Genomic DNA, 26490 nt, shown 5'->3' with positions numbered 1-26490 from the left:
GCCCTAGCGGGGCCGCTGGCCGCGCGATCCCCCCACTGCCACATCGCGCGAGGACCGCCGCCATGCACGCTATCGACTTCATCCAGGACCTGGCGGTGATCATGCTGATCGCCGGTTTCGTCACCATCCTCTGCCACCGCTTCAAGCAGCCGGTGGTGCTCGGCTACATCATCGCCGGGGTGATCATCGGCCCGCACACGCCGCCCTTCGGCCTGGTGCACGACGAGCAGACCATCAAGACCCTCGCCGAGCTTGGGGTGATCTTCCTGATGTTCTGCCTGGGCCTGGAGTTTTCCCTGCGCAAGCTGTTCCAGGTCGGCGCCACGGCGTTCATCGCCGCCTTCCTGGAGATCACCCTGATGATCTGGGCCGGCTTCGAGATCGGCCGGCTGTTCGACTGGAACACCATGGACTCGCTGTTCCTCGGCGCCATCCTGGCGATGTCCTCGACCACCATCATCATCAAGGTGCTGGGCGACCTGAAGCTGAAGAACGAGCGCTTCGCCCAGCTGATCTTCGGCGTGCTGATCATCGAAGACATCCTCGGCATCGGCATCATCGCGCTGTTCTCCGGCATCGCCGTGAGCGGTGCGGTGGAGGCCGACCAGGTGGTCTCCACGGTGGGCAAGCTGAGCCTGTTCATGGTCGTCGCGCTGGTCGTCGGCATCCTGCTGGTGCCGCGCCTGCTGGCCTACGTAGCGAAGTTCGAGAGCAACGAGATGCTGCTGGTGACGGTGCTCGGCCTGTGCTTCGGCTTCTGCCTGCTGGTGATCAAGCTGGAATACAGCGTGGTGCTGGGCGCCTTCCTGATCGGCGCGATCATGGCCGAGTCGCGCCAGCTGGTGCAGATCGAGCGGCTGATGGAGCCGGTGCGCGACATGTTCAGCGCCATCTTCTTCGTCGCCATCGGCCTGACCATCGACCCGCGGGTGCTGGTGGACTACGCCGCGCCGATCCTGGTCATCACCCTGGTGGTGGTGCTGGGCAAGCTGGTGTCCTGCGGCACCGGCGCCTACATCGCCGGCAACGACGGGCGCACCTCGATGCGCGTGGGCATGGGCCTGTCGCAGATCGGCGAGTTCTCCTTCATCATCGCCGCCCTGGGCATGAGCCTGGGGGTGACCAGCGACTTCCTCTACCCGGTGGTGGTCGGCGTGTCGGCCATCACCACCCTGCTGACGCCCTACCTGATCCGCTCCGCCGACCCCCTGGCGCTGTACCTGGGGCGCACCCTGCCTTCGCCCATGGTGCGGGTGTTCGGCCTGTACGGCGAGTGGCTGCGCAGCATCCGCCCGCGCGGCGACAAGGCGGTGCTGGCCGGGATGATCCGGCGCATCCTGCTGCAGGTGGGGGTGAACCTGGTGCTGGTGATCGCCATCTTCTTCGGCCTGGCGTTCTTCGCCGGGCGGATCGCCGAGTGGCTGGCCAACTGGGTCGAGCACGAGGCGCTGCACAAGGCGCTGATCTGGGGCGCCGCGCTGCTGCTGTCGCTGCCTTTCCTGATCGCCGCCTACCGCAAGCTCAAGGCGCTGGCCATGCTGCTGGCGGAAATGGGCGTGAAGGCCGAGAGCGCCGGGCGCCACACCGCGCGGGTACGCCGGGTGATCGCCGAGATGATCCCGCTGCTGTCCCTGGGCGGCATGATGCTGCTGCTGGCGGCGCTCAGCTCGAGCATCCTGCCGCCGGGCGAGCTGCTGGTGGTGGTGGGCCTGGTGGCCGCGCTGGCGCTGGCGGTGGGCTGGCGCTGGTTCATCCGCCTGCATTCGCGGATGCAGATCGCCCTGCTGGAAACCCTGGAGCAGGGCAAGGGCGGGCATTGAGCGTGCCGGGGCGATGCGGCCGGACTATACGCCCCACGAAACCGCGCCGAGGGGCTTTTCGTAGGATGGGTTGAGCTTGCGAAACCCATGCGGTCGCGGTGGTGATGGGTATCGCTTCGCTCAACCCATCCTACGGGACTTGCCGGATGGTGTGGAGCGGACTCTGTCCGCGATAGCCGGATGTCTCGGCGCGATTCGCGGATGAGATCCGCTCCTACGCTGCGCCACCCACGCCACTCCCCTGTAGGAGCGCGCCCTGCGCGCGATTCGCGGGCAGGGCCCGCTCCTACAGGTATGGGGATAGCGTAGGAGCGGACCTTGTCCGCGATAGCCGGATGTTCCGGCGCGATTCGCGGATGAGATCCGCTCCTACGCTGCGCCACCCGCGCCACTCCCCTGTAGGAGCGCGCCCTGCGCGCGAAATCGCGGACGGAGTCCGCTCCTACAGGTGATGCCTGGCGTTGGGGGGAGGTGGCTCTACACCGCCTCCAGCTTGGCGTAGCCGAGCATCAGCCACTTGCTGCCTTCGCTGTCGAAGTTCACCTGCACCCGGGCCTGGGCGCCGGAGCCTTCGAAGTTGAGGATCACCCCGTCGCCGAACAACGGGTGGCGTACCGACTGGCCGAGGGCGAAGGGGGTTTCCGGCACGCCGGCGCCGCTGAACAGGCTGCCGCTGCGCTGGTTGCCGGACAGCGGCCGGCTCACCGAGTTGGACAGGCGCACTTCCTGGATCAGGCCCGGCGGGATTTCGCGGACGAAGCGCGAGACCTTGTTGTAGGTCTCGCTGCCGTACAGGCGGCGCGTCTCGGCGTAGGTCAGCACCAGGCGCTGCATGGCGCGGGTGATGCCGACGTAGGCCAGGCGGCGTTCCTCTTCCAGGCGGCCGGGCTCTTCCAGGCTCATCTTGTGCGGGAACAGGCCTTCTTCCATGCCGGCCAGGAACACCAGGGGGAATTCCAGGCCCTTGGCGCTGTGCAGGGTCATCAGCTGCACGCTGTCCTCGAAGGCGTCGGCCTGGGTGTCGCCGGCCTCCAGCGCGGTGTGGTCGAGGAAGGCCACCAGCGGCGGGATGTCCTCGTCCTCGGGGTTCTCGAAGGCGCGGGCGGCGCTGACCAGTTCCTCCAGGTTCTCCACCCGGGCCTGGCCCTTCTCGCCCTTTTCTTCCTTGTGGTAGCTGATCAGCCCGGACTGCTCGATGACCGTCTGGGTCATCCGGTGCAGCGGCATGCCCTCGACCTGCTGGGCCAGCAGGTCGACGGTCTCGAGGAAGCCGTTGAGCGCGCTGGCGGCGCGGCCGGTCACGGCTTTCGCGGCGATCACGTCGTTGATCGCGCGCCACATGGAGGTGCCGTTGAGCCGCGCGGCGTTGCGGATGGCTTCGACGGTCTTCTCGCCGATGCCGCGCGGCGGGATGTTGACCACCCGTTCCAGCGCGGCGTCGTCGTCGCGCAGGCGGATCAGGCGCAGGTAGGCCAGGGCGTTCTTGATCTCGGCGCGCTCGAAGAAGCGCTGGCCGCCGTAGATGCGGTAGGGGATCTTCTCCCGCAGCAGGGCCTCTTCCAGCACCCGCGACTGTGCGTTGGAGCGGTAGAGGATGGCGATCTCGCTGCGCTTGAGGCCGTCCTTGCGCAGGGCGTCCTCGATGGTCTCGACGATGTAGCGGGCCTCGTCGTGCTCGTTGAAGCCGGCGTAGAGGGTGATGGGCTCGCCATCCACCCCGTCGGTCCAGAGTTCCTTGCCCAGGCGCCCGTGGTTGTTGGCGATCAGGGCGTTGGCGGCCTTGAGGATGGTGGCGGTGGAGCGGTAGTTCTGCTCCAGGCGGATGTCCTCGGTGCCGGCGAAGTCGTCGGCGAACTGCTGGATGTTCTCGATCTTGGCGCCGCGCCAGCCGTAGATCGACTGGTCGTCGTCGCCCACCACCATCAGGCTCTCGCCGCCCTTGGCGAGCAGGCGCAGCCAGGCGTATTGCACGGCGTTGGTGTCCTGGAACTCGTCCACCAGGATGTGCCGGAAGCGCCGCTGGTAGTGCGCCAGCAGGCCGGGGTCGTTGCGCCACAGGTCCAGCGAGCGCAGCAGCAGCTCGGCGAAGTCGACCACCCCGGCGCGGGCGCAGGCCTCTTCGTAGGCCTGGTAGACGCTGACCATGGTGGCCAGGTAGAGGTCGCCGCTGGCCTGGATGTTCTGCGGGCGGTTGCCCTCGTCCTTCTGCGCGTTGATGAACCACTGCGCCTGGCGCGGCGGCCAGCGCTGCTCGTCCAGGCCCAGTTCGCGCACCACGCGCTTGACCAGGCGCAGTTGGTCGTCGCTGTCGAGGATCTGGAAGCCCTCGGGCAGCCCGGCCTCGCGCCAGTGGGCGCGCAGCAGGCGGTGGGCCAGGCCGTGGAAGGTGCCGACCCACATGCCCGCCGGGTTGATGCCCAGCAACTGCTCGATGCGCGCGCGCATCTCCGCCGCTGCCTTGTTGGTGAAGGTCACCGCCAGGATGCTGTGGGGCGAGGCGTGCTCCACCTGGATCAGCCAGGCGATGCGGTGCACCAGCACGCGGGTCTTGCCCGAGCCGGCGCCGGCGAGCACGCGCTGGTGGCCCAGCGGCGCGGCCACGGCCTGGCGCTGCGGGTCGTTGAGGGAGTTGAGCAGGAGGGAGAGGTCGTCGTTCATGGGGCGGCATTCTACCGATGGCGGGGAAAGCCCGGCAAACCAAAGCGCCGTCCGGCACCTGCCCGACGAAAGTTCAGCGATTTGCTGGCATATTGCCGCTTTCCCGAGCTTGGGCGACCCTGCCGCCTCGGTTATGCTCGGGCCACGCCAAGGCCGACCACTACAAGAAAAAGCCGCCTATGACCGCATACCTGGATACCTCGGCCGCGCCTTTCAGCCAGGCCGAGATCCGCCAGCAATACGCCCACGAACTGGCCATCGAGCGCACCCGCCTGCTCTACCAGGGCTCGCGGGTGCCGACCCTGCTCATGCTGCTCAACGGCCTGGCCTGCGCCGGCCTGCTCTGGCACAGCCAGGACGGCCTGCTGCTGTCCGGCTGGCTGGTGTGGCTGGTGCTGCTGGCGGTGATGCGGCTGATCCAGGTCGCCGCCTTCCACAACGCCGAGCCGCAGCGCCAGGCCGAAGCGCACTGGCAGCGGGCGTTCCTCTTCGGCGCCGGCGCCTCGGGGCTGACCCTGGCCTTCGCCGCCATCGCCCTGGTGCCGCCCGACGCCTTCCTGCAGCAGGCCCTGGTGTTCGGCCTGATCGCCGCGGCCATCCTCTCCGCCAGCGTCGCCTACGCCGTGAGCCTGCCGGCCTTCCTGACCTTCGCCTTGCCCTGCCTGCTGCCCTCCATCGGCTACCTGCTGCTCAAGGGCAGCGACCTGCAGCAGGGCTGGGGCGTGCTCGGCGTGATCCTGCTGTCGGCCCTGCTGGTGGTGGCCTGGCAGGTCAACCGGCTGGTCCAGGGCAGCCTGCTGCGGCGCTTCCAGACCCTTGCGCTGGTAGACCACCTGGAGCAGGCCAAGGGCCGCGCGGAAGCCCTCAACCAGGACCTGGGCCGCGAGGTCGAGCAGCGCCGCAGCGCCGAACGCGCCCTACGCGAGGCGCGCGACCAGCTGCAGGTGCGGGTCGAGGCCGGCAGCGTCGAGCTGAGCGACAGCCAGGCGCGCCTGGCCATGGCCCTGGAGGCCAGCGAGCTGGGGCTGTGGGACTGGAACCTGCGCACCGACGAGGTGCACCACTCGCGCCTGCGGGAAATCTTCGGCCTGGACCAGGACGCGGTGCGCAGCATGCGCGCCGACCTGCGCCCGCTGCTGCATCCGGACGACGTGCCGCTGCTGCGCCGGGCCCTGGCCGACCACCTGCGCGGGCGCACCGACGGCTACCGCGTCGAATACCGCGTGCGCCACGCCGACGGCCACTGGGTGTGGGTCGAGGACCGCGGCCGGGTGATGGCCCGCGACGCCCGTGGCAAGGTCACGCGGATGGTCGGCACCCGCTGCGACGTCAGCGCGCGCAAGCGCCGCGAGGAGGAGCAGCGCCTGGCCGCCACGGTGTTCGAGGCGGCCAGCGAGGGCATCGTCATCCTCGACGCCGACTACCGCCTGCTGGCGGTCAACCAGGCCTTCAGCCGCGTCACCGGGCACCGCCCGGAAGAGGTGATCGGCCAGGTCGCCACCAGCCTTTCCGGCAACCCCGAGACGCGCCGCCAGTACCTGCTGATCCGCGAGGAGCTGGAGCGCGCCGGCAGTTGGCAGGGCGAGCTGCTGGAGACGCGCAAGAACGGCGAGCCCTACCCGCAATGGCTGCAGCTGAACATGGTGCGCGACAACCGCGGCCAGCTGTCCCACGTGGTGGGCTTTTTCGCCGACCTCACCGCGCGCCGCGACGCCGAGGAGCGCCTGCGCTACCTGTCGCACTACGACGAGCTCACCGGCCTGGCCAACCGCGGCCTGTTCAAGCAGCGCCTGCACGATGCCGGCCAGCGCGCGCGGCACAGCGGGCGCAGCCTGGCCCTGCTGCTGATCGACCTGGACCGCTTCAAGCTGCTCAACGACAGCCTCGGCCACGAGGTCGGCGACCAGTTGCTGCGGCAGATCGCCCGGCGCCTGACCCAGGCGGTGCCGGAGGCGGACACCATCGCCCGGCTGTCGGCCGACGAGTTCGCCGTGCTGGTGGATTCCTATTCCAGCCTCTCGGCCCTGGCGCGCCTGTCCAGCCGCCTGCTGACGCGCCTGCGCATGCCGATGAGCGTCGCCGGCGAGGAGCTGATGCTCAGCGCCTCCCTGGGCATCAGCCTGCTGCCGGAGAACGCGCGGGAGATTTCCGCGCTGATGAGCCAGGCGAACATGGCCATGCAGCACGCCAAGCACCTGGGCGGCAACACCTTCCAGTTCTTCACCGACAACCTCCAGGCCTGCACCCTGGAGCGCCTGCAGCTGGAAGTGCAGCTACGCAAGGCCGTCGAGGACGGCCAGCTGGAGGTGCACTACCAGCCCAAGCTGAACCTGGCCAACGGCCGCCTGGACAGCGCCGAGGCCCTGGTGCGCTGGCGCCACCCGCTGCAGGGCATGATCCCGCCCGGCGACTTCATCCCCCTGGCCGAGGAAACCGGGCTGATCGGCGCCATCGGCGAGTTCGTGCTGCGCCGCGCCTGCCACCAGGGGCGCACCTGGCAGGCCCGCGGCCTGGCCGAGCTGCGGGTGTCGGTGAACCTCTCGGTGCACCAGCTGCGCCAGGGCAACCTGGTCAGCCTGGTGCGCACCGTGCTCGACGAAACCGGCCTGGAGCCGCGGCTGCTGGAGCTGGAGATCACCGAGAGCCAGCTGCTGGAGAACGTCGAGAGCGTCAGCACCACCTTCCGCCAGCTGCGCGAGATGGGCGTGAAGCTGGCCATCGACGACTTCGGCACCGGCTATTCCTCGCTCAGCTACCTCAAGCGCTTCCCGGTGGACTACGTGAAGATCGACCAGACCTTCATCCGCGACCTGTCCGCCCAGGGCGAGGACGCCGCCATCACCCGCGCCATCATCGCCATGGTCCACAGCCTGGAGCTGAAGGTGGTGGCCGAGGGCGTGGAGCGCCAGGAGCAGCTGGACTTCCTGCGCCAGCACCGCTGCGACGAGATCCAGGGCTACCTGATCAGCCCGCCGCTGGCGCCGGCGGCCTTCACCGCCTTCCTCGAGGCCCACGGCCAGCGGCCGGGCTAGGCCGCTCAGCGGTGCGCGTGGTCGCCGCTCACGCCCTGCAGCACGGCCTGGTCGATCTCGCTGAAGCGCAGCACGCGGCCGCCTTCGGCCTTGGCCAGGCGCTCGGCGTCGGCCTGGTTGCCGAAGGAGGCGAGGGTGGCGCCCATCGCCCCGGGGCGCTGGATGCCCACCACGTAGTAGGCGCTGGTGGCGTCGATCAGGTGGCGGTCGTCCGGGTGGTTCCAGTCGCTGCGGGCCATGTCGTGCACGTACAGGCGCTGGCCGTCGTGGCGGTTCTCCGGTTGCAGCCACCAGCCGAGCAGCTCGGCGGTGGAGCAGAACTTGCGCACCTTGCCGGCGCTCACGGCCTCGCCCTTGGGCCCAGGGAAGCCGTCGATGAGCATGCCGCAGACGTGGCATTCGTCGCCGTTGTGGAAGGGCACCGGGGCGAGGTCGGCGGCGTCCTGGCGGCCGTCGCCGCAACCGGCGAGCAGCAGGCTGAACAGGGCGGCGGCGAGATAGAGGCGGGGCAGCGGCATCGGGGGCTCCTTGGAGTGGGGGTTCAGGCCGGGCGGCGCCGGAAGAGCCGGTAGGCCAGGGCCAGCGCCGCCGGCGTCCAGGCCGCCAGGGCCAGCCAGAGCACGGCGCCGGGCACCGGCAGGTCGCGGCCCAGGACCAGCACGCCGTCGATCTCCGGGCCGAGGCCGGAGAGGTTGATCAGGCGGTAGATGTCGGTGGGGTTGAGCAGCAGCAGCCAGGGCAGCAGTTCGGGGCTGATGCGGCCCTTGCCGAGCACCAGCAGGGCCAGCAGGGCGAGGTCGAAGAGCAGCACGAAGAAGAACCACAGGCCCAGCGCCAGGCCGGCGGCGGTGGACTTCTCGCTCACGCGGCTGCTCAGCGCGTAGGCCATGGCCAGGAAGGCCCAGCCGAGCAGGGTGGAGGACAGGATGAAGCGGGCGAAGGCCCACAGCAGCTGCGACAGCTGGATGTCCGCCACCAGCACGGCGATGGACAGCGCGGCGGCGGCGAAGCCGAGCAGGGTGGCCAGGGCGAGGATCAGCCCGTGGCCGAGGAACTTGCCCAGCAGCAGCTGGCCGCGGCTCAGCGGGTAGGCCAGCAGGAGCAGCAGGGTGCCGCCTTCCTCCTCGCCGACGATGGCGTCGTAGGCCAGCAGCAGGGCGATCAGCGGCATGAGGATGGTGGCCAGGCTTGCGAGGCTGGCCATGGTCGCCGGGATCGAGGTGAAGCCCACCTGCCCGGCGGTGGCCGCGCCGAACCAGGCGATGCCCACGGCGAGCAGGGCGAACAGCAGGCTGATCGCCAGCAGCCAGCGGTTGCGCAGGCCGTCGGCCAGTTCCTTGCGGGCGATGTGCCAGACCGGCGTCATGCTGTTTCTCCGCAGGCGCGCGCGGCGCCCTGCATGTGGTGCAGGTAGAGGTCCTCCAGCGAGGGCGGCAGCACCTCCAGGCCCTCGGGCTGTTCTTCCAGCAGCGCCTGCAGCAGGCGGCGCTGCCGTTCTGCGGCGGCCAGCAGTTCGATGCGCCCGCCGTCCAGGGCGCGCACGCTGTAGCCGCTGTCGCGCCAGTGGGCCAGCCAGCGTTCGTTGCGCGGCCCGGCGAGGCGGATGCGCGTCGGCAGCCCGGCTTCGCGGCGCAGCTCGGCGAGGCTGCCGCAGGTCAGCAGGCGGCCGTTGGCGAGGATGGCGGCGCGGTCGATGTGGGATTCGACGCCGGGCAGCACGTGGGAGCAGAGGATGACCCCGGTGCCCTGGTTGCGCAGGCGGTCGAGCAGGCGGTAGAGCTCGACTGTGGCCAGCGGGTCGAGGCCCACGCTGGGCTCGTCGAGCAGCAGCAGGCGCGGCCGGCCGAGGATCGCCTGGGCCAGGCCGAGGCGCTGGCGCATGCCCTTGGAGTAGGTCTTCAGGCGCCGGTCGGCGGCCTGGGCCAGGCCCACCTGTTCCAGCAGCGCGTCCACCTCGGCGGGGGCCGCGCCCTTCAGGCGGGCGAAGTGGCGCAGGGTTTCTCGGCCGGTCAGCTGCGGGTAGAAGGTGACGTTCTCCGGGAGGAAACCGAGCTGGCGGCGCACCGCGGGGTCGTCGGCGGCGCGCCCGAACACCCGCACCTGGCCTTCGTCGGGGCGCAGCAGGCCGAGCATCAGCTTGATGCTGGTGGTCTTGCCGGCGCCGTTGTGGCCGAGCAGGCCGAGCACCTCGCCGGCGGCCAGGTCCAGGTCGAGCCCGTGCAGGGCGGTGAAGGCCCCGTAGCGCAGGCTCGCGCCTTCTATTTGCAGCAGCTTCATGGGCTCGCCTCCGCTTGCGGTTCGCGCATCAGCGGGTGGCTGTCGCGCACCCCCGGCGAGCGCGTCACCGGGAAGGCGCGCTGCACCCAGCGCAGCAGTTCGATGGATGGGCTGGCGAGCAGCAGGCGCACCTGCGGGTACAGCCACAGCAGGCGGTCGACGTTGTCGTTGGGCTCGTAGAAGACGTCGCCCAGGCCGTCGTCGTCGCGGTCCCAGCCCAGGTAGTCGCTCCAGTAGTTGCCGCGGCCGTCGGCCGACCATTCCTGGGTGCGGTTGGCCACGTAGAGCACCTGCCGGCGGTTGCCGACGAAGGCGTTGCCGGCGATGCGGTTGTCCTCCGAGCCCGCGGTCAGGTGGATGCCCAGGGCGCTGCCGGCCAGGCGGTTGCCCTCGATGCGGTTGTACAGCGAGTTGTAGATGAACAGGGCCTTGCCCTCGGCGCCGGCGATCATGCCTTCGCCGGTCACGCCGCTGCCGCTGCGCACGCCCTCGACGCGGTTGCCTTCGAGGGTCGAATAGGTGATGTAGTTCATCAGGATGCCGTAGTTCTCGTCGTCCACCGAGCGGTTGCCGATCACGCTGAGCTTGCGGCTCTGCATCAGCGCGTAGCCGGTGCGGGTGTGGCGGGTCAGGTTGCCGATCACCCGGCTGTCGTTGGTGAACATGTAGTGCACGCCGTAGCGCAGGTCTTCCAGGCGGTTGTGCTCGATGGCGCTGTCGTTGGCGGTATCGATGTAGACGCCGTCGCGGGTGTGGCGCACCCGGTTGCCGCGCACCAGGGCGTTGCGCACCGCGTAGAGGTGGATGCCGTTGCCGCGGTCCTGGGAGCGCAGCCGCGCATCGCCCTCGATGCGGTTGTCCAGCACCTGGGCGTCTTCGCTGGCGTCGAGCCAGATGCCGAAGCCCGGGCCCTGCAGCCGGTTGTTGCGCAGGACCACGCCGCGGGCGCGCTTCTCGACGAAGATCGCCGAGTCCATGTCGGTCAGGTTGCGGCCCCAGTTGCGCACCCGGCAGCCTTCGACGCTGACGTCGGCGCTACGCACGGTGAGGGTGCTGCCCTCGCCCTGGCCGTCGAAAGTGGCGCCGTCTTCACAGCGCAGGCGCATGGGCCGGTCGATGAGGAAGCGGCCGGCGTAGGTGCCGGCCGCCAGCGTCCACTGTCCTTCGCCGGCCGCGCGCAGGGGCAGCTCGTCGATCGGCTGCAGCGCGGCCAGCGCGGGGCTGGCCAGCGTCAGCAGCAGGGCGAGGCAGGCGCGGGAAGTGGGCACGCGGAAGCATCCTCCGGGGGCGTTTGCAGGTGGCGGCTGCCGGGCCCCCGAGCCCGGCAGCGCCAGCGGCCCGTATCAGGCCTTTTCCACCAGCATGCGGCCGACCATTTCCATGTGCAGGGCATGGCAGAACCAGCTGCAGTAGTACCAGTGCACCCCGGGCCTGTCGGCGACGAAGGTGATGGACGAGGTCTGCTGCGGGCTGATCTCCATGCTCACGCCGTGGTTGACCATGACGAAGCCGTGGGTCACGTCCTCGATCTCGTCGAGGTTGGTGATGGTCACCGTGACCTCGTCGCCCTGCTTCACGGTGAACTCGGTGATCCCGTAGGTGGGCGCCATGGAAGTCATGTACACGCGCACCTGCTTGCCGTCGCGGATGACCTTGTTGTCCTTGAGCAGGTCGATGCCGTCCTTCTTCGCCCGGGCCACGGTCGGGGCGAAGAAGGGGTCGTCGCGCGACCAGATCTTGCGCGGCTTGATCTGGTCGCGGCGGGCGAGGATGCAGTCGTGCGGCTCGGCGAAGGTGGGGCCGTCGTGGACCAGTTGCATCTCGTCGCCGGAGATGTCGATCAGCTGGTCGTTCTCCGGGTGCAGCGGGCCGGTGAGCAGGAAGCGGTCCTTGGAGAACTTGCTCAGCACCACCACCCACTTGCCGTCGGCCTCGCGGGTCTCGCAGAGCGAGGCGTGGTTGTGCCCCGGCTGGTAGTGCACGTCGAGCTTCTGGCGGATGTAGTCGACCTTCTCGCCCTTGTAGGCGCGCACCGCGTCCTCCAGGTTCCACTTCACCAGCTGGCTGTCGATGAACAGCGTGGTGTAGGCGTTGCCGCGGCCGTCGAAGGTGGTGTGCAGCGGGCCCAGGCCCAGCTCCGGCTCGGCGACTACGACCTCGCGCGGGTCCTTGAGCTTGCCGGCGAAGAGGTCCGGCAGTTTGTCGATGGCGATCATGCTGCAGGTCGGCGACAGCTTGCCGTTGGCGATGAAGTACTTGCCGTCCGGCGAGGTGTTCAGGCCGTGGGGGTTCTTCGGCACCGGGATGTAGCGCGTCACCACGCTGTCCTTGCCGTCTTTCCTGCGGCCGTCGACCACCGGGACCTTGGAGTCGCCCAGGGTGACGAAGCGCTTGGCCTTGATCTCGGCCTCGATGCGCGGGATGTCGAACACCACCACCCAGTCGCGCTCGTTGCGCATCATGCCGGCCAGGTCCACCGCCTTCTCCGAGTTGTAGCAGGTGGAGGCGGCGAAGCGGCCGGTGTAGTCCATGTCGGTGTTGTCGAGGTTGCCGTCGACTATCACCTGCCAGGCCACCTCCATGGTCTCGGCATCGATGGCGTTGTACATGGTGAAGGCGTTGTCCGCGCCGGGGTCGAAGCTGGAGCCGTCGTTGGGGTGGGGAATGATGAACTCGGCGTTGCAGAACACGTACTTGGTGTGCGGCACCTTCTGCAGGCGCAGGCCGTGGATGGCCTGGACGTTGGGGATGGTGACGATCCTGTCGCACTTCATGATGTCCAGGCGGATGCGCGCGACACGGCTGTTGGCCTTGTCGTTGATGAACAGGTACTTGCCGTCGTACTTGCCGTCGGTCATCGAGATGTGCGGGTGGTGGCAGTCGCCGTTGTGGAAGCGCGCGCTGTCGCCGAGGATGTGCTTGCTCTCGTTGGTCAGGCCCCAGCCGGTGGCCGAGTCGACGTTGAACACCGGGATGCGCATCAGCTCGCGCATCGACGGGACGCCGATCACCCGAACCTCGCCGGAGTGGCCGCCGCTCCAGAAGCCGTAGTACTCGTCCAGCTCGCCGGGGCCGACGTGGGCCTTGGCCTGCGCCGCCTTGACCGTGTCGGCCCAGGCCTCGCGCGGGATCACCGCGCCGCCCAGGGCGCTGGCGCCGACCAGCGCCGCGGCGCCGGTGACCGCCGAGGCGCCGAGGAAGTCGCGGCGGCTGAAGCCGCTGGCGTCTTCGGGCTGCGGGTGTTTCTTCTCGTTCATGTCCGTTCCTCCCAAGTTGCTATTCAGAATTGGCGCTTCAGAGTTGGCGCACGGCAATCCGCTCGCCGTCGTCCGCCGGTTCCGGCTTGCTACGTTTCTTGCGCTTGTTCACCAGCGGTGGGCACTTGTTCTGGTCGTGGTAGGTGAGCTGGCAGTCGAGGCAGTAGTGGCACTCGTTGGCGTTGATCCGGCCGTCCGGGTGAATGGCCTGGATCTCGCACTCGCGGGCGCACAGTTGGCAGGGCTGGCCGCATTCCTTGCGCCGCTTGAGCCAGTCGAACAGGCGCGCCTTGCCGGGGATGGCCAGGGCCGCGCCGAGCGGGCAGAGGTAGCGGCAATAGACCTTGCGGGTGAACAGGTTGACCAGCAGCAGGCCGCCGGCGTAGGCGACGAAGCCCCACTGGCGGGCGAAGCCCAGGGTGATGGCGGTCTTGAACGGCTCCACCTCGGCGGCGCGCTCGGCGGTGGCGAGCGATTCGAGGGACAGGCCGAACAGCGCCAGCAGGATGATGTACTTGATCGCCCAGAGCCGCTCGTGGACCGCGAAGGGCAACTCGAACTGCGGCACCCGCAGCTTGCGCGCGGCCTCGTTGAGCAGCTCCTGCAGGGCGCCGAACGGGCACAGCCAGCCGCAGAACACGCCACGTCCCCAGAGCAGCACGCTGGCGGCGGTGAAGGTCCAGAGGATGAACAGGATGGGGTCGCTGAGGAACAGCTCCCAGCGGAAGCCTTCGAACAACGCGTGGACGAAGGTCAGCACGTTGACCACCGACAGCTGGCCCAGGCAGTACCAGCCGATGAACACCAGGGTGAAGGCCAGGTAGCCGCGGCGCACCCAGTGCAGCAGGTGCGGCCGGCGGGTCAGGGCGTCCTGCAGGAAGAGGATGGTGGCGAGCAGCGCCAGGGCGCCGAGCAGCACGCCGATCTGGAAGCTCTTCTGGTACCAGATGCGCAGCCACAGGGGGCGCTTGGCCTCTTCCAGGGCCGCCAGTTCCTCGGCGCTGGGCTGCGGCCGCAGCAGGTAGGCCTCGGGCGTCTGGTAGGGCAGGGCGAAGCTGGTGAACAGGCTGGCCACCGGGCCGGTCTGGCGGCGCACCAGCAGCTCCAGGTTCCACGGCGTGCCGGGGTCGAAGCGGTGCTGGGCGCGGACGATGAAGATGGCCATCTCGGCGAAGGCCGGCATGCCCTCGGCATAGACGTCGGACAGGCGCTGGTAGTCGAGGTCGCGGAAGCTGAGGATGTCGCCGAACTGGCGCAGCTGCACCCGGTCGAAGATGCCGCCGCGCACGTAGCCGGAGCCCTTGAACGAATACTGGCCGTTGCCCAGCACGGCGATGGCGTACTCGCCGGGCTTCAGCGAGTCCATCAGCTCCTGGTACTGGCGCTCGCCCAGCAGGTTGCGGCCGATGGTTGGCGGGTTGAGCAGGGCGGTGTAGAGGTCGATGAAGTCGTCCGCCCGGTGCGCCGCATCGGCCGCGCCGACGCTGGCGGCCTCGGTGCCCTTGAAGGCGTCGTCGATCTGCCCGCGGTTCAGTTGCAGGCGGCGGATCGCGCCGTTGCCGGTCAGCTCGGCCCAGGTCGCTGGCTGGAACGCCTCCAGGCGCACCTGCGCGGGTTTGGGCCGGACGCTGCCGCCGTCCTCGATCAGCCCCAGGGACACCGCCACGGTATGGGCGGCGCGCATGACGATTTCGTTGACCACCATGACTGTGACAGTGGCGCCGGCGACGGCATCGATGGTAGTCGTCCGGGCGTCGCTGGAGCGGCCGACCACCACGCGCTGGTCGGCCCGCACGCCGGCATAGCCGGCGGTGAAGGCGTGCAGTTTCTCGACGGGAATGCCGATCAGCAGGATCGGCTCGTGGTGTTCCAGCACATAGGCATCGCGGATCACCGCATGGGGATCGAGGATCACCTGCAGGTTGATCGGCTTGCCGGAATAGGCCGGCATCTGGGTGACGCGGATGCTCTGGAAGGCGTAGCCGAGCAGCTCGTCGCCCTTGAACAGGCGGCGCACGCCGAACTCGCCCTCGGCATCGCCGATGCGTTCTACGCCGGGGAACACCTGGGTGATGCGCGTGCGCTCCAGGTCGCTGAGTTCGGCGCCTTGGGCGGCCAGGCCGACCAGTAGCAACAGCCAGCCCAGCAGCAGATGGAGGCACCGGACGGCGCCTTTGCGGCCGGCGTCGGGCTCCGTACTACAGTGGGCATCCTGGTCGGCGGCCATCGGGTTTCCTCCCCTGCGCAACAACTACTACTTGAGCGTGACTATCCACTCGGCAAGGGTCTTGGCCTCGTCCTCGCTGACGGCGTTGGGCGGCATCGGCATCGCGCCCCAGACGCCCTGGCTGCCCTTGCGGATGCTGTGCATCACATGGGCCACGCCGTCGGACTGGTCGCCGTACTTCTTCGCCACGTCATGGAAGGCCGGGCCCACCAGTTTCTTGTCCAGCGTGTGGCAGGCCACGCAGGCCTTGGCCTTGAACAGGTCCTCGGCGCTGCTGGCGAAGGCTGGCGCCTGTGCCAGCAACCCGGCGGCCAGCAGTACGGCCATTGCTTTGTTCATGGTTCTCTTTCCTCGCAGGCTTGGCGCCGCAGCGCCGGATCCAGGTGCCGGCGTCCCCCCGGCGGTGGCTGCGATTCTAGGAGGGGCCCGTGGCGCAAACGCTTGATGGGGATCAAGAACTTCCGGCGCGGCGCTTGAGGCGGATCGTCGCGCTGGCTAGCGTGCCAAGCCGTGGAACCCGATGGAGAACCCCCGCCCATGAACGCCCCCGCCCAGGAACTTCCGCTCTTCTACCAGCCCAGCGGCAACGAGGTGACGCTGTTCGGCGAAGCCGCGGCGCAAGGCATGCCGGTGCTGATCAAGGGCCCCACCGGCTGCGGCAAGACGCGCTTCGTCCAGCACATGGCGCAGCGCCTGGGCCGGCCGTTGTACACCGTGGCCTGCCACGACGACCTGTCGGCGGCGGACCTGGTCGGCCGCCACCTGATCGGCAGCGACGGCACCTGGTGGCAGGACGGCCCGCTGACCCGCGCGGTGCGCGAGGGCGGCATCTGCTACCTCGACGAGGTGGTCGAGGCGCGCCAGGACACGGTGGTGGTACTGCACCCGCTGGCGGACGACCGCCGCGAGCTGTTCATCGAGCGCACCGGCGAGTCGCTGGTGGCGCCGCCCGGCTTCATGCTGGTGGTGTCCTACAACCCCGGCTACCAGAACCTGCTCAAGGGCATGAAGCCGAGCACCCGCCAGCGCTTCGTGGCGCTGCGCTTCGATTACCCGGCGGCGGAGGTGGAGGCGGGCATCATCGCCCGCGAGGCCAACGTCGACCGCGAGCTGGCCCAGCGCCTGGCGCAGCTGGGCGTGGCCCTGCGCCGCCTGGGGCGGCAGGAGCTGGAGGAAGTCTGTTCGACGCGCCTGCTGGTGCTCACCGCGCGGCTGATCCACGCCGGGCTGGCGCCGCGCGAGGCCTGCCGCGCCGGGCTGGCCGAGCCGCTGTCCGACGACGAGGGCACCGTCGCCGCGCTGATGGACCTGGTCGATGTCCACTTCGCCTGAGGCCCTGGCCGGCACCCGGCGCCTGCCGGGAGACCTGGCGATGTGGCTGTTCATCCTCGCCGAGCTGAGCGTCTTCGCCATCCTCATCCTGGTCTTCGCCGTGGCCCAGCGCCTGGATGCCGAGGGCTTCCGCGCCGGCCGCGCGGCGCTGGACCTGTCCCTGGGCCTGGCCCTGACGCTGAGCCTGCTGACCGCCGGCTTCCTCGCCGCCGCCGCGGTGGAGCTGGTGCGCCGCGGCTACCAGCGCCGCGCCGGCTTCCTGCTGCTGGCGGCGCTGGCGCTCGGGCTGCTGCACGTCTGGCTGAAGGCCGGCGAATACCTGCACCTGGCGCAGCGCGGGCTGGACCTGGAGCACAGCACCTTCTTCACGCTGTTCTGGCTGGTCACCGGCTTCCACTTCCTGCACGTCTGGCTGGGCCTGGTGATCCTCGGCTGGATGGCCCTGCGCTGCCTGCGCGGCGCCTATGCCCAGGGCGCCCTCGGCGGGCTGGAGTCCGGGGCGCTGTACTGGCACATGGTCGACCTGGTGTGGGTGATGCTGTTCCCGTTGGTCTACGTGCTGGCGCCGCTGCCATGAGGTCGCTGGCCCTGGCCTGGGCGTTGCTGGTGCCGCTGGCGCTGGCCGGCATCTGGCTCGGCAACCACGCCGCCAGCGCGCTGCTGCCGGTGGCGAGCATCCTGCTGCTGGCGCTGGGCAAGGCCTGGCTCATCGTGCTGCGCTTCATGGAGCTGGGCCACGGCCCGGCGCTGTGGCGCCGGCTGCTGCTCGGCTGGCCGCTGGCGCTCGCCGTGCTCCTCCTGGCCGTCCATGCAAGCTACTGATTTCCCTGAAAATAAATACCTGACAGGAAGCATTGGTCTTTCTTGATCGCCATCAAGCGGATCGGCCCGGGGGCCTTCCTAGAATGGCCGCAAATCGAGACCGAGGAGGACCCCATGTCAGACACCTTCACCAAGGGCATGGCGAGGAACATATACCTGGGGGGAGGCGTTTTCTTCTTCCTGGTGTTTCTCGCCCTGACCTATCACACCGAAACCACCTTCCCCAAACGCACCAACCAGGCCGAGCTGACCGAGTCGGTGGTGCGCGGCAAGCTGGTGTGGGAGCAGAACAACTGCGTCGGCTGCCATTCGCTGCTGGGCGAGGGCGCCTACTTCGCGCCGGAGCTGGGCAACGTGATCGGCCGCCGCGGCGGTGACGCCGCCTTCGACAGCTTCCTCGCCGCCTGGATGAAGATGCAGCCGCTGGGCATCCCCGGGCGCCGGCAGATGCCGCAGTTCCACCTCAGCGACCAGGAGGTGACGGACCTGGCGGCCTTCCTGCGCTGGACCTCGAAGATCGATACCAACAAATGGCCGCCGAACAAGGAGGGTTGAGCATGAACCCGGGCAATCCCCATCTGAAATTCGCTTCGCAAGCGGTGGCCAAGCCGTACTTCGTGTTCGCCCTGATGCTGTTCGTCGGGCAGATCGTCTTCGGCCTGGTCATGGGCATGCAGTACGTGGTCGGTGACTTCCTGTTCCCGGCCATCCCGTTCAACGTCGCGCGCATGGTGCACACCAACCTGCTGATCGTCTGGCTGCTGTTCGGCTTCATGGGCGCGGCCTACTACCTGGTGCCGGAGGAGGCCGACCGCGAACTGCACAGCCCGAAACTGGCGATCGTGCTGTTCTGGGTGTTCGCCATCGCCGGCGTGCTGACCATCCTCGGCTACCTGCTGGTGCCCTACGCGGGGCTGGCCAGGCTGACCCACAACGAGCTGCTGCCGACCATGGGCCGGGAGTTCCTCGAACAGCCGACCATCACCAAGCTGGGCATAGTCGTGGTCGCCCTGGGCTTCCTCTACAACATCGGCATGACCTTGCTGAAGGGCCGCAAGACGGTGGTCAGCGTGGTGATGATGACCGGCCTGGTGGGCCTGGCGGTGTTCTTCCTGTTCTCCTTCTACAACCCGGAGAACCTGGCCCGCGACAAGTACTACTGGTGGTGGGTGGTGCACCTGTGGGTGGAAGGCGTGTGGGAGCTGATCATGGGCTCGATGCTGGCCTTCGTGCTGATCAAGGTCACCGGCGTCGACCGCGAGGTGGTGGAGAAGTGGCTCTACGTGATCATCGCCATGGCCCTGATCACCGGCATCATCGGCACCGGCCACCACTACTTCTGGATCGGCGCGCCGGGCGTGTGGCTGTGGCTCGGCTCGATCTTCTCGGCCCTTGAACCGCTGCCGTTCTTCGCCATGGTGCTGTTCGCCTTCAACATGGTGCGCCGCCGTCGCCGCGAGCACCCGAACAAGGCCGCCTCGCTCTGGGCCCTGGGCACCACGGTGACCGCGTTCCTCGGCGCCGGCGTGTGGGGCTTCCTGCACACCCTGGCCCCGGTGAACTACTACACCCACGGCACCCAGCTGACCGCGGCCCACGGCCACCTGGCGTTCTACGGCGCCTACGTGATGATCGTGATCACCCTGATCAGCTACGCCATGCCGCGCCTGCGCGGGATCGGCGAGGCGGCCGACGCCCGGGCGCAGAGCCTGGAGATCTGGGCCTTCTGGCTGATGACCATCTCCATGCTGCTGATCACCCTGCTGCTGACCGCCGCCGGCGTGGTGCAGGTGTGGCTGCAGCGGATGCCGGCCGACGGCGCGGCCATGCCGTTCATGGCCACGGTGGAGCAGCTGAAGGTGTTCTTCTGGCTGCGCCTGTACGCCGGCTTCGGCTTCCTCATCGGGCTGATCTGCTACCTGCTGAGCTTCCGCCAGCGCGGCCGCATCGCGGTGGGCGTGGCGCAGCAGGCCGGTTGAGTTCCCTCCCCCGGGGCCCCTCTGCCTGGCAGCGGGCCCTTTTTTTCGCGAGGCCGCGATGACCATTCACCTGGAACTGGAGGAAGGCTTCGGCCGCGCCTGGCACCGCTTCATCACCCGCCGCGCGAGCCCGACCTTCGAGGACGCGGCGGTGAGCCTGGACGAGGTCCGCCGCAGCCTGCTGCTGCTGTTCCGCGGCACCGGCGGCGAGGCCGGCGTCGGCGTGGAGGCGGCCAGCCCGCGCGAACTGCTGGTGCGCCGCAGCCTGTTGCAACAGGTGGCCGGCACCTGCCAGCAACTGCCGGTGGCCTGGTTCGACGCCGACTCCCTGCGCCTGCCGCCCAGCCTGGCGGTGTACCCCGATGCGCAACTGAATCGTGAACTCTACCGCTGGCTGGCGCTGCTCGCGGCGCACAGCCAGCCGCTGCGGCACTGGGCCGGCGACAACCAGGCCTGGACCCTCGCCGTGTTGCAGCGCTACCCGCTGCTGCGCCCGCGCTATGAACGGCTGGTGGAGGCGCTGCTGCCGCTGCGCCCGGACCCGGCCCAGTTGCCGCCGGCCGAGGCGGTGCTGGAGCGCGCGCTGCGCCAGGCCCTGCGCGAGCCGGGCAGCGTACTCCGCCTGCCGCGCAGCGAGCGCGCGCCCTGGCCGCTGCCGTTGTGGCTGTATCCACCGCAGCAGTTGGCGGCACCGCAGCGCACCGAACTGGTCGACGGCGACGAGCAGGGCAGGCCGACGGGCGACGCCCGCAACGGCATCGCCCGCAAGCGCGGCGAGCGCACCGAACAGGACCCGGGGCGCGGCGGCCTGCTGCTGTTCCGTCTGGAGAACCTGTTCAGCTGGTCCGAGCACGTCGAGCTGGACCGCGCCGGCGACGACAGCGAGGACCTGGACGCCGCACGGGTGGCCGAGGACCTCGACCACCTGAGCCTGTCTCGGCAACGCCAGCGCAAGGGCGGCGGCCTGCGCCTGGACCTCGACCTGCCGGCGGCCGAATACGACGACCTGCCGCTGGGCGAGGGCATCCGCCTGCCGGAGTGGGACTACCGGCGCCAGTGCCTGCTGCCCGGCCACGTCTGCCTGCAGCCGATGCTGCCGCGCGACGCCGCGCCGGCGCCCTTGCCGGATGCCCTGGCGCCCATCGCCCGGCGCCTGCGCCGCCAGTTCGAGGGCCTGCGCCAGCAACCGCAGTGGCTGCGCCGCCAGCCCCAGGGCAGCGAGCCGGACCTGCAGGCCTGGCTGGACTTCAGCGTCGAACGGCGCCTGGGCGCCTGCGCCGAGACCGGCCTGTTCCTCGAACGCCGGCAAACCCGCCGCGACCTGGCCTGCCTGCTGCTGGCCGACCTGTCGATGTCCACCGATGCGCACCTGGACGACCGCCACCGCGTCATCGACCTGATCGGCGACAGCCTGCTGCTGTTCGGCGAAGCATTGCAGGCGGTGGGCGATCGTTTCGCGCTGTACGGCTTTTCCTCGCTGCGCCGGCACCACGTGCGCCTGACCCAGCTGAAGAGCTTCGAGGAACGCCACGGCGACGCCGTGCGCGGCCGCATCCGCGCCTTGCGCCCGGGCTACTACACACGCATGGGCGCGGCGATCCGCCGGGCCACGCAACTGCTGCTCGAACGCGGCGAGCGCCAGCGCCTGCTGCTGATCCTCACCGACGGCAAGCCCAACGACCTGGATTGCTACGAGGGCCGCTACGGCATCGAGGACACCCGCCAGGCGGTGCTGGAAGCCCGCCGCGCCGGGGTGCTGCCGTTCTGCCTGACCATCGACCGCGAGGCGGCGGACTACCTGCCGCACCTGTTCGGCCACCAGGGCTACCAGATGCTGCACGACCCGGCCCAGCTGCCGCTGCGCCTGCCGCAGCTGTACCGCCAGCTGACCCGCCGCCGCGAGTGAGGCCGTGCGCCATTGGAGCGGGCCCTGCCCGCGAATCGCGCGCAGGGCGCGCTCCTACAGGGGGACGATGTGGCGAGTGAGGCGGTGGACAGCCCTTTGTAGGAGCGAGGGGGACGCCCAGTTCTTGCTCGCGAACCAACCCCCGCAGCGAGACCCGTTCGCGACCGATTTACCGGCCACTCAGGACAGCCCCCTCTCCCGCTTGCGGGAGAGGGTTGGGGAGAGGGCGCTCTTGAGCCCAACACCTGCGCCACCGGAAACCCCGTTCGCGAGCAAGCTCGCTCCTACGAAAAGCACCTCGGCGCAGTGCGAACCCGGAAACAGCGTAGGAGCAAGCGTCTTGCCGGCTGCGCCGGAGTGCTTTTCGTAGGATGGGTTGAGCTTGCGAAACCCATGCGGTGGTGGCGATGGGTATCGCTTCGCTCAACCCATCCTACGGGGCTTCGAACCTACCTGTAGGAGCGGATTCATCCGCGATCCGGCCGGCAGGCCGGTTTCGGGACGCCTAGCGCGGCAACCAGACCGCCATGGCCACGCAGAACACCGCGAGGACGACGCAGAACAGCTTGAACCGACGCAGCCGCTTCTGCCGGGCCAGCGCCTGTTCGGCCGGCAGCGGCATGCCGCAGTGCGGGCAGTCGGCCTGGTCGTCGGGACTGGCCTGCTGGCAGTACAGGCACTGGCGCATGCCTATTCGAACTGCTCCAGGCGCAGCGGGTCGAGGACCTGCACGGTGCGGCCCTGCAGGTCGATGATGCGTTCGTCGATCAGCCGGCGCAGCACGCGGGAGAAGGTTTCCGGCTGGATCGACAAATGCCCGGCCACCAGTTGCTTGGCCATCGGCAGGTCGAAGCGCAGGTCGGCGTCGCCGTGGCGGTTGAGCAGCGTCAGCAGGTAGCGCACCACCCGGTGGGTGGAGTTCTTCAGCGACAGCGTCTCGATCTCGTTGATCCGCCGGTGCAGGCGGATGCACAGGGTGCCGAGCAGGGCGAAGGGCAGCTGCGGGTTGCTGTGCAGCAGCTCCAGGTAGGTGCGGTTGGCGAAGCGGTAGACCTGCGTCGGCTCCAGCGCCTGGGCCGAGGCGACGTAGTCGGGGGTGTCCATGAACATCATGGCCTCGGCGAAGGTCTGCCGGCCGACCACCACTTCCAGGACCTTCTCCTGGCCCTCCGGGGTCAGCCGGAAGATCTTCACCGCGCCGGATATCACGAAGAAGAACGCATGCGCCGGCTCGCCCTGGTGGAACAGCTTGTCGCCCTTGTCGAGGTTGAGCAGTTGGCAGGTGGCGAGCAGCTGTTCCAGCTGCGCCTCGTCGAGGGCATCGAACAGGTGATGCCCGCGCAGGATCTGCTGGTGGACGCGCTGGGACTGCATGGCGGAGCTTTCCTGGGCAGGGGACATCCGCCCAGTATGCTCGCCATGCGCGGGTTGGGGGGTGAGGCATGCTGTCACGCCGGCCTCCGGCCGATGAATGGTCATTGCGGCCGGTTGGCGCCGACGAACAGCAGGTTGTTTTCCAGGTGGATGTGCTGCATCAGGTCGCGGCGCAGCTCCTCCAGCCCGGCGTAGAGCGCGCGCCAGGTGGTGCAGGCGTTGGCCGGGGCGGTCAGGTCGTCGGTCAGCTCGGCCAGCGTGGCCAGGGACTGGGCGTGTTCGTCGTGCTCGTGGCGCATCACCCCGATCGGCCCCTGCACGTGCAGCAGCGGCACGCCCTGGTTCAGCCAGGGGAACAGGATGTGCTCTTCCTTGCACATGTGCGACTCGAGTTCTTCCTGCATCCGTTCCAGCAGCGCCACCAGGCCGTGGGGGCAGTGCGGGTGCGCGGCGTGGGTGCGCTCCACGCGCTGGGCCAGCGGCAGCAGCGCGGGGAACTGCTGGCGGTGGCGCTGGTGGTAGCGCTCGAGGATGTGCTCGATCAGTTCGGCGTTGCTCGCCTGGCGCCAGTCGCGCTCTTCGCTGGCCGGGCGCAGGGCGCGCAGTTCGTTGGCGATGCGCTCGGCGTCCAGGCCCAGTTCGCTGGCGGCTTCGCGCAGGCTGCGCTGGCCGGCGCAGCAGAAGTCCAGCTTGTAGTCGCGCAACAGGCTGGTGCTGCCGGGCAGGCTGCAGGCCAGGTCGCTGAGGGTGCGTTCGGTCAGGTTGTCGTGCATGGCGGCGGGCCTCGGGAGTCGGTGCGGTAGGCAGGCGCCAGTCTAGGAAGGGCGGTGCTCCGGGCTCCTTGATTGCGGTCAAGCGTCGCAGTGCGCGGTTTCCCGTTCGTCGTCGCCCTCGGCGATGTGCAGCAGCTGCTGCGGGTTGCGCACCAGCAGCTTCTGCCGGCCGCCGCGCACCAGGCCGCGGCCTTCCCAGGCGCAGAGGATGCGCGAGACGGTGTGCAGGGTGGTGCCGGTCATCTCGGCGATGTCCTGGCGGCTGACCGGGAAGTCGATGCGCACGCCTTCGGATTCCGCGCGGCCGCTGCTGCGCACCAGGCGCAGCACGGCGTGGGCGACGCGGCGTTCGACTTCCTCGGTGGCCAGTTCGCAGAAGCGCACGTGGGCTTCCTGCAGGCGCACGCCGATGGCCTGCACGGTGTTCAGGGCGAAGCCGGGGTGGCGCGCCAGCAGCGGTTCCCACAGCGCGGTGGGCCAGGCCAGCGCCAGGCTTTCCTGGGTGGCGGTCGCGCTGGCGGGGTAGTCCTCGCGGCCCAGGGCGCGGACGAAGCCGAACAGGTCGCCGGGGTTGACCAGGCGCACCAGCACGCGCTGGCCGTCGCAGGTCAGCTGGGTGGCCTTGAGGCGGCCGTGCACCAGCAGGTAGAAGTGCTCGGCCGGCTCGCCCTGCTCGAACACAGTGGCGCCGCAGTGCAGCGGCAGCACGCTGGCCGGGCGGAGGATGTCGTCCTGTTCCTCGCGGGTGCAGTTGGCAAAGGGTGGCAGGTTCGCCAGCCAGGCGCGGTTGATCGTCGGCTTGTCGCTCACGCTCGGGATTCCCTGGGGCCCGCCGCAGCATACCCGTTTCGCGGGGTGGCGAAACTTGAGTGGGATCAAGTCAAGGCAGCTCTCTGACCAGGCGGAAACCCAGGTTGTCCGGCGGTTGCCCGGCGCTGCAGCCGCCGCCGCGGGCGTCGCGGACGAATTCGTTGATGGCGGCGCGGTGGCGGCCCTCGGCGATGCGGATCGAGCAGGCCTCGACGCGGCTCTTTTCCGCGCCATCGGCGTCCAGGCTGACCCGCGTGTGGCAGCTCTGCGTCCACTCCCAGACGTTGCCCGCAAGGTCTGCCACGCCCAGTTCGTTGAGGCCATGGCTGCCGCGCGGCTGTGCCCGGGCCGGGCCTTCGCCGGCTGCCGCGGCCTCGAAGCGGTAGCGCGCCAGCCAGCGGCGCGCCGGGTTGCGGCCGTCGTCGATGCGCAGGGCGTCGTCGGCCCAGCGCGAGCCGGCGAAGAACGCCCATTCCTCATCGCTGGGCAGGCGCCAGCGCTGGCCGGTGCGCTTGGACAGCCACTCGGCATAGAGCTGCGCGTCCAGCAGGCTGGCGCCGGTGAGCGGCAGGTCGGCGCCGGGCGTGGCGGCCTGGCCATCCAGCGCCAGGCAGGCGCCGGCGTCCACGCAGCGGGCGTATTCGGCCCGGCTGACCTGGTATTTCATCACCGCGAAGCGCGGAACCAGGCGTTCGCTGCGCAGCGGCGCGTCCACCGGGCGGGCGTCGCGCCAGTAGTCGCCGGCGGGGCGGAAGCGGTATTCCCGCGGCGTCAGGCTGACGGTCTCCGGCGCCAGGCTCGGGTCGCTGCGCGGCAGCCAGGCGCCCAGGGCGATGGCCAGCAACAGCAGCGGAAGGGCGATGATCAGCGCCTTGCGCATCGGCGTTCCCTCGTGGCGGGGCCGGCCCTCGCGGGCCGGCCGGTGGCGTCACTTGATGGGCGAGGGCGGTTCGACCTGGCTCATCAGGTCGGAGTCCCATTGCCCCTCGACCTGGAAGTGCGCGGTGGCGCCCAGGGCCACGCCCTCGATCAGGTTGTGGTTGAGGTAGGCGTACAGGCCCGGCTGGCGGAAGGTGTACAGCGCAGCGCCGGCGGCGCCGCCGGGGATGAACCAGGTCTCCAGGCCTTCCTCCGGCGGGTTGCCGAACTTGCCGGTGGCCCAGACGTGGTCGCCGTGGCCGCCGATCAGGTGCGGGCGGGTGTCGCGGTTGGCCTGGGAGTGGACGATCAGCACGGTCTCGCCGACCTTGGCGGTCAGCGCGTTCTTGCCGGTCAGGGCGCCGACCCGGCCGTTGAACACCACGTGGCTGGGGATCAGCCCCTTCATGGTCTGCATGGTGTCGTTGAAGCTCTCGGCGGGCGTAGCGTAGCGCTTGAACTTGCCGTCCTTGTCGCGCGGCACGTAGAAGTCCTGCTCGCCGATGTAGAACACCTTGTCGTACTTCAGCGGGCGGCCGTCGCGGTCCTTCAGGCCGTCGCGCGGCAGCACCATGATCGCGCCGTTCATGCCCGAGACCACGTGCCAGGGGATCATCATCCCGCCGGGCGCGCAGTGGTAGACGAACACGCCGGGGCGGGTGGCCTTGAAGCGCAGCTTGACCTGCTCGCCGGGGTTGACGATGGTCAGCGAGCCGCCGCCCAGGGCGCCGGTGGCGGCGTGGAAGTCGATGTTGTGGGCCATGCTGTTGCTGGCCGGGTTGACCAGGGTGAGCTCGACGTAGTCGTCCTGGTGCACCACCATCAGCGGGCCGGGCACCGAGCCGTCGAAGGTCATGGCGTGGACGTGGGTTTCGTCGTCGTCGATGATCAGGTCCTTCTCCTGGATGACCATGCGGAACTCCACTACCCGCGGCTTGGCGCTGGTGCGTTGTTCGTGGGCATGGACGAAGGGCGGGGCGAGCAGCTCGACCTTGCTCCTGGCCAGCTTCGACAGGTCCGGCGCCGGCCCGGTCTGCAGCGGCGCCGACTCCTTGGCGAAGGCCAGACCGCTGCCGAGGACCGAGCCGGCGACGCCGAGCGCGACGGCTCCGGCGAGCAGGCTACGGCGCGAGAAAGGCGTTTTTTCCAGGTCAGCCATGGGTACTTCTCCTAATGGACGAGATTGCGTTGTCCACAGGGAAACCCCTTGGGCGAAAACCTTCTTTGCGCCGCAGCAAATAGCGGCGCAGCTGGACAATCTGCCGCAGCGCGCCGTCTGGTTTTTCCTACGGCGCCTGTGTGAAT

General features: G+C 69.4%; 22 protein-coding genes. 8 read left to right on the top strand and 14 right to left on the bottom strand.

Features of this window, described 5'->3' with window-relative positions; genetic code table 11:
- Nucleotides 1–62 precede the first annotated feature (62 nt).
- Nucleotides 63–1820 carry a cation:proton antiporter gene (locus IG194_RS12100; RefSeq protein WP_043314673.1) on the top strand — a complete coding sequence of 586 codons (1758 nt, stop codon included), beginning with the start codon at nucleotides 63–65 and terminating at the stop codon, nucleotides 1818–1820.
- A 477-nt stretch (nucleotides 1821–2297) separates the two neighbouring features.
- On the opposite strand, the gene uvrD is transcribed toward IG194_RS12100, so the two are convergent.
- Entirely contained in the window at nucleotides 2298–4478 is a 2181-nt protein-coding gene (uvrD, locus tag IG194_RS12095; RefSeq protein ID WP_058487808.1) for a DNA helicase II, read from the bottom strand.
- A gap of 179 nt (nucleotides 4479–4657) precedes the next feature.
- On the opposite strand from uvrD, the gene IG194_RS12090 reads away from it, so the two are divergent.
- Nucleotides 4658–7510: an EAL domain-containing protein gene (locus tag IG194_RS12090; protein WP_058487807.1), complete on the top strand. Its 2853-nt coding sequence runs from the start codon at nucleotides 4658–4660 to the stop codon at nucleotides 7508–7510.
- Between the two features lie 5 nt (nucleotides 7511–7515).
- On the opposite strand, the gene IG194_RS12085 is transcribed toward IG194_RS12090, so the two are convergent.
- The 7 genes from IG194_RS12085 to IG194_RS12055 form a co-directional block, all read right to left on the bottom strand.
- Nucleotides 7516–8028: a nitrous oxide reductase accessory protein NosL gene (locus IG194_RS12085; protein WP_058487806.1), complete on the bottom strand. Its 513-nt coding sequence runs from the start codon at nucleotides 8026–8028 to the stop codon at nucleotides 7516–7518.
- Nucleotides 8029–8051: 23 nt separating this feature from the next.
- The gene (locus IG194_RS12080) at nucleotides 8052–8876 is read right to left on the bottom strand and encodes an ABC transporter permease (RefSeq protein WP_009614874.1); all 825 of its coding nucleotides are present in this window, start codon (nucleotides 8874–8876) and stop codon (nucleotides 8052–8054) included.
- On the bottom strand, nucleotides 8873–9787 hold the full coding sequence (locus IG194_RS12075) for an ATP-binding cassette domain-containing protein (RefSeq protein ID WP_058487805.1): 915 nt from the start codon (nucleotides 9785–9787) through the stop codon (nucleotides 8873–8875). The genes IG194_RS12080 and IG194_RS12075 overlap by 4 nt, the downstream gene beginning before the upstream one ends.
- Complete coding sequence (locus IG194_RS12070; protein ID WP_058487804.1) at nucleotides 9784–11055, bottom strand: nitrous oxide reductase family maturation protein NosD; 1272 nt, start codon at nucleotides 11053–11055, stop codon at nucleotides 9784–9786. The genes IG194_RS12075 and IG194_RS12070 overlap by 4 nt, the downstream gene beginning before the upstream one ends.
- Before the next feature lie 75 nt (nucleotides 11056–11130).
- Nucleotides 11131–13044 (bottom strand): TAT-dependent nitrous-oxide reductase, encoded by a 1914-nt coding sequence (gene nosZ / locus IG194_RS12065; RefSeq protein ID WP_009614880.1) that lies wholly within the window; start codon nucleotides 13042–13044, stop codon nucleotides 11131–11133.
- A gap of 37 nt (nucleotides 13045–13081) precedes the next feature.
- Nucleotides 13082–15181, bottom strand: a complete 2100-nt coding sequence (nosR, locus tag IG194_RS12060) for a transcriptional regulator NosR (RefSeq protein WP_082996374.1) — start codon at nucleotides 15179–15181, stop codon at nucleotides 13082–13084.
- A gap of 117 nt (nucleotides 15182–15298) precedes the next feature.
- Entirely contained in the window at nucleotides 15299–15610 is a 312-nt protein-coding gene (locus IG194_RS12055; RefSeq protein WP_009614885.1) for a c-type cytochrome, read from the bottom strand.
- A 198-nt stretch (nucleotides 15611–15808) separates the two neighbouring features.
- Between IG194_RS12055 and IG194_RS12050 the strand changes: the two genes are divergently transcribed.
- The 6 genes from IG194_RS12050 (at nucleotide 15809) to IG194_RS12025 (ending at nucleotide 21310) form a co-directional block, all read left to right on the top strand.
- The gene (locus IG194_RS12050; protein WP_009614887.1) at nucleotides 15809–16603 is read left to right on the top strand and encodes a CbbQ/NirQ/NorQ/GpvN family protein; all 795 of its coding nucleotides are present in this window, start codon (nucleotides 15809–15811) and stop codon (nucleotides 16601–16603) included.
- Complete coding sequence (locus tag IG194_RS12045) at nucleotides 16587–17180, top strand: cytochrome c oxidase subunit 3 (protein ID WP_043314683.1); 594 nt, start codon at nucleotides 16587–16589, stop codon at nucleotides 17178–17180. The genes IG194_RS12050 and IG194_RS12045 overlap by 17 nt, the downstream gene beginning before the upstream one ends.
- The gene (locus IG194_RS12040) at nucleotides 17177–17425 is read left to right on the top strand and encodes a cytochrome C oxidase subunit IV family protein (protein WP_009614890.1); all 249 of its coding nucleotides are present in this window, start codon (nucleotides 17177–17179) and stop codon (nucleotides 17423–17425) included. Before IG194_RS12045 ends, IG194_RS12040 begins: the two co-directional genes overlap by 4 nt.
- A gap of 114 nt (nucleotides 17426–17539) precedes the next feature.
- Nucleotides 17540–17980 (top strand): c-type cytochrome, encoded by a 441-nt coding sequence (locus tag IG194_RS12035; RefSeq protein WP_043270323.1) that lies wholly within the window; start codon nucleotides 17540–17542, stop codon nucleotides 17978–17980.
- Nucleotides 17981–17982: 2 nt separating this feature from the next.
- The gene (locus IG194_RS12030) at nucleotides 17983–19404 is read left to right on the top strand and encodes a cbb3-type cytochrome c oxidase subunit I (protein ID WP_009614895.1); all 1422 of its coding nucleotides are present in this window, start codon (nucleotides 17983–17985) and stop codon (nucleotides 19402–19404) included.
- Between the two features lie 58 nt (nucleotides 19405–19462).
- Nucleotides 19463–21310 carry a nitric oxide reductase activation protein NorD gene (locus IG194_RS12025; RefSeq protein WP_058487803.1) on the top strand — a complete coding sequence of 616 codons (1848 nt, stop codon included), beginning with the start codon at nucleotides 19463–19465 and terminating at the stop codon, nucleotides 21308–21310.
- A 505-nt stretch (nucleotides 21311–21815) separates the two neighbouring features.
- On the opposite strand, the gene IG194_RS12020 is transcribed toward IG194_RS12025, so the two are convergent.
- From IG194_RS12020 to nirK, 6 genes are all read right to left on the bottom strand, one after another.
- Nucleotides 21816–21998 carry a hypothetical protein gene (locus tag IG194_RS12020; RefSeq protein WP_043314688.1) on the bottom strand — a complete coding sequence of 61 codons (183 nt, stop codon included), beginning with the start codon at nucleotides 21996–21998 and terminating at the stop codon, nucleotides 21816–21818.
- A gap of 2 nt (nucleotides 21999–22000) precedes the next feature.
- Nucleotides 22001–22684 carry a Crp/Fnr family transcriptional regulator gene (locus IG194_RS12015; RefSeq protein WP_009614901.1) on the bottom strand — a complete coding sequence of 228 codons (684 nt, stop codon included), beginning with the start codon at nucleotides 22682–22684 and terminating at the stop codon, nucleotides 22001–22003.
- A gap of 101 nt (nucleotides 22685–22785) precedes the next feature.
- Nucleotides 22786–23457: an iron-sulfur cluster repair protein YtfE gene (ytfE, locus tag IG194_RS12010; protein WP_058487802.1), complete on the bottom strand. Its 672-nt coding sequence runs from the start codon at nucleotides 23455–23457 to the stop codon at nucleotides 22786–22788.
- A 78-nt stretch (nucleotides 23458–23535) separates the two neighbouring features.
- Complete coding sequence (locus tag IG194_RS12005) at nucleotides 23536–24267, bottom strand: Crp/Fnr family transcriptional regulator (protein WP_082936653.1); 732 nt, start codon at nucleotides 24265–24267, stop codon at nucleotides 23536–23538.
- Between the two features lie 70 nt (nucleotides 24268–24337).
- Entirely contained in the window at nucleotides 24338–25147 is an 810-nt protein-coding gene (locus IG194_RS12000) for an SUMF1/EgtB/PvdO family nonheme iron enzyme (protein ID WP_058487801.1), read from the bottom strand.
- 48 nt (nucleotides 25148–25195) lie between these two features.
- Nucleotides 25196–26344 (bottom strand): copper-containing nitrite reductase, encoded by a 1149-nt coding sequence (nirK, locus tag IG194_RS11995; RefSeq protein WP_009614910.1) that lies wholly within the window; start codon nucleotides 26342–26344, stop codon nucleotides 25196–25198.
- Nucleotides 26345–26490 lie beyond the last annotated feature (146 nt).

The sequence above is a fragment of the Pseudomonas sp. ADPe genome, assembly GCF_014843515.1.
Classification (GTDB): domain Bacteria; phylum Pseudomonadota; class Gammaproteobacteria; order Pseudomonadales; family Pseudomonadaceae; genus Pseudomonas; species Pseudomonas citronellolis.
The sequence above is the reverse complement of the archived record's forward strand: the minus strand, read 5'-3'. Positions and strand labels throughout refer to the sequence as shown.

Excerpts from the sequence above, each read along its gene's own strand:
- IG194_RS12100 (WP_043314673.1), top strand. The coding sequence starts at position 63 with ATGCACGCTATCGACTTCATCCAGGACCTGGCGGTGATCATGCTGATC.
- uvrD (WP_058487808.1), bottom strand. The coding sequence starts at position 4,478 with ATGAACGACGACCTCTCCCTCCTGCTCAACTCCCTCAACGACCCGCAG.
- IG194_RS12090 (WP_058487807.1), top strand. The coding sequence starts at position 4,658 with ATGACCGCATACCTGGATACCTCGGCCGCGCCTTTCAGCCAGGCCGAG.
- IG194_RS12085 (WP_058487806.1), bottom strand. The coding sequence starts at position 8,028 with ATGCCGCTGCCCCGCCTCTATCTCGCCGCCGCCCTGTTCAGCCTGCTG.
- IG194_RS12080 (WP_009614874.1), bottom strand. The coding sequence starts at position 8,876 with ATGACGCCGGTCTGGCACATCGCCCGCAAGGAACTGGCCGACGGCCTG.
- IG194_RS12075 (WP_058487805.1), bottom strand. The coding sequence starts at position 9,787 with ATGAAGCTGCTGCAAATAGAAGGCGCGAGCCTGCGCTACGGGGCCTTC.
- nosZ (WP_009614880.1), bottom strand. The coding sequence starts at position 13,044 with ATGAACGAGAAGAAACACCCGCAGCCCGAAGACGCCAGCGGCTTCAGC.
- IG194_RS12055 (WP_009614885.1), bottom strand. The coding sequence starts at position 15,610 with ATGAACAAAGCAATGGCCGTACTGCTGGCCGCCGGGTTGCTGGCACAG.
- IG194_RS12050 (WP_009614887.1), top strand. The coding sequence starts at position 15,809 with ATGAACGCCCCCGCCCAGGAACTTCCGCTCTTCTACCAGCCCAGCGGC.
- IG194_RS12045 (WP_043314683.1), top strand. The coding sequence starts at position 16,587 with ATGTCCACTTCGCCTGAGGCCCTGGCCGGCACCCGGCGCCTGCCGGGA.
- IG194_RS12040 (WP_009614890.1), top strand. The coding sequence starts at position 17,177 with ATGAGGTCGCTGGCCCTGGCCTGGGCGTTGCTGGTGCCGCTGGCGCTG.
- IG194_RS12035 (WP_043270323.1), top strand. The coding sequence starts at position 17,540 with ATGTCAGACACCTTCACCAAGGGCATGGCGAGGAACATATACCTGGGG.
- IG194_RS12030 (WP_009614895.1), top strand. The coding sequence starts at position 17,983 with ATGAACCCGGGCAATCCCCATCTGAAATTCGCTTCGCAAGCGGTGGCC.
- IG194_RS12025 (WP_058487803.1), top strand. The coding sequence starts at position 19,463 with ATGACCATTCACCTGGAACTGGAGGAAGGCTTCGGCCGCGCCTGGCAC.
- IG194_RS12020 (WP_043314688.1), bottom strand. The coding sequence starts at position 21,998 with ATGCGCCAGTGCCTGTACTGCCAGCAGGCCAGTCCCGACGACCAGGCC.
- IG194_RS12015 (WP_009614901.1), bottom strand. The coding sequence starts at position 22,684 with ATGCAGTCCCAGCGCGTCCACCAGCAGATCCTGCGCGGGCATCACCTG.
- ytfE (WP_058487802.1), bottom strand. The coding sequence starts at position 23,457 with ATGCACGACAACCTGACCGAACGCACCCTCAGCGACCTGGCCTGCAGC.
- IG194_RS12000 (WP_058487801.1), bottom strand. The coding sequence starts at position 25,147 with ATGCGCAAGGCGCTGATCATCGCCCTTCCGCTGCTGTTGCTGGCCATC.
- nirK (WP_009614910.1), bottom strand. The coding sequence starts at position 26,344 with ATGGCTGACCTGGAAAAAACGCCTTTCTCGCGCCGTAGCCTGCTCGCC.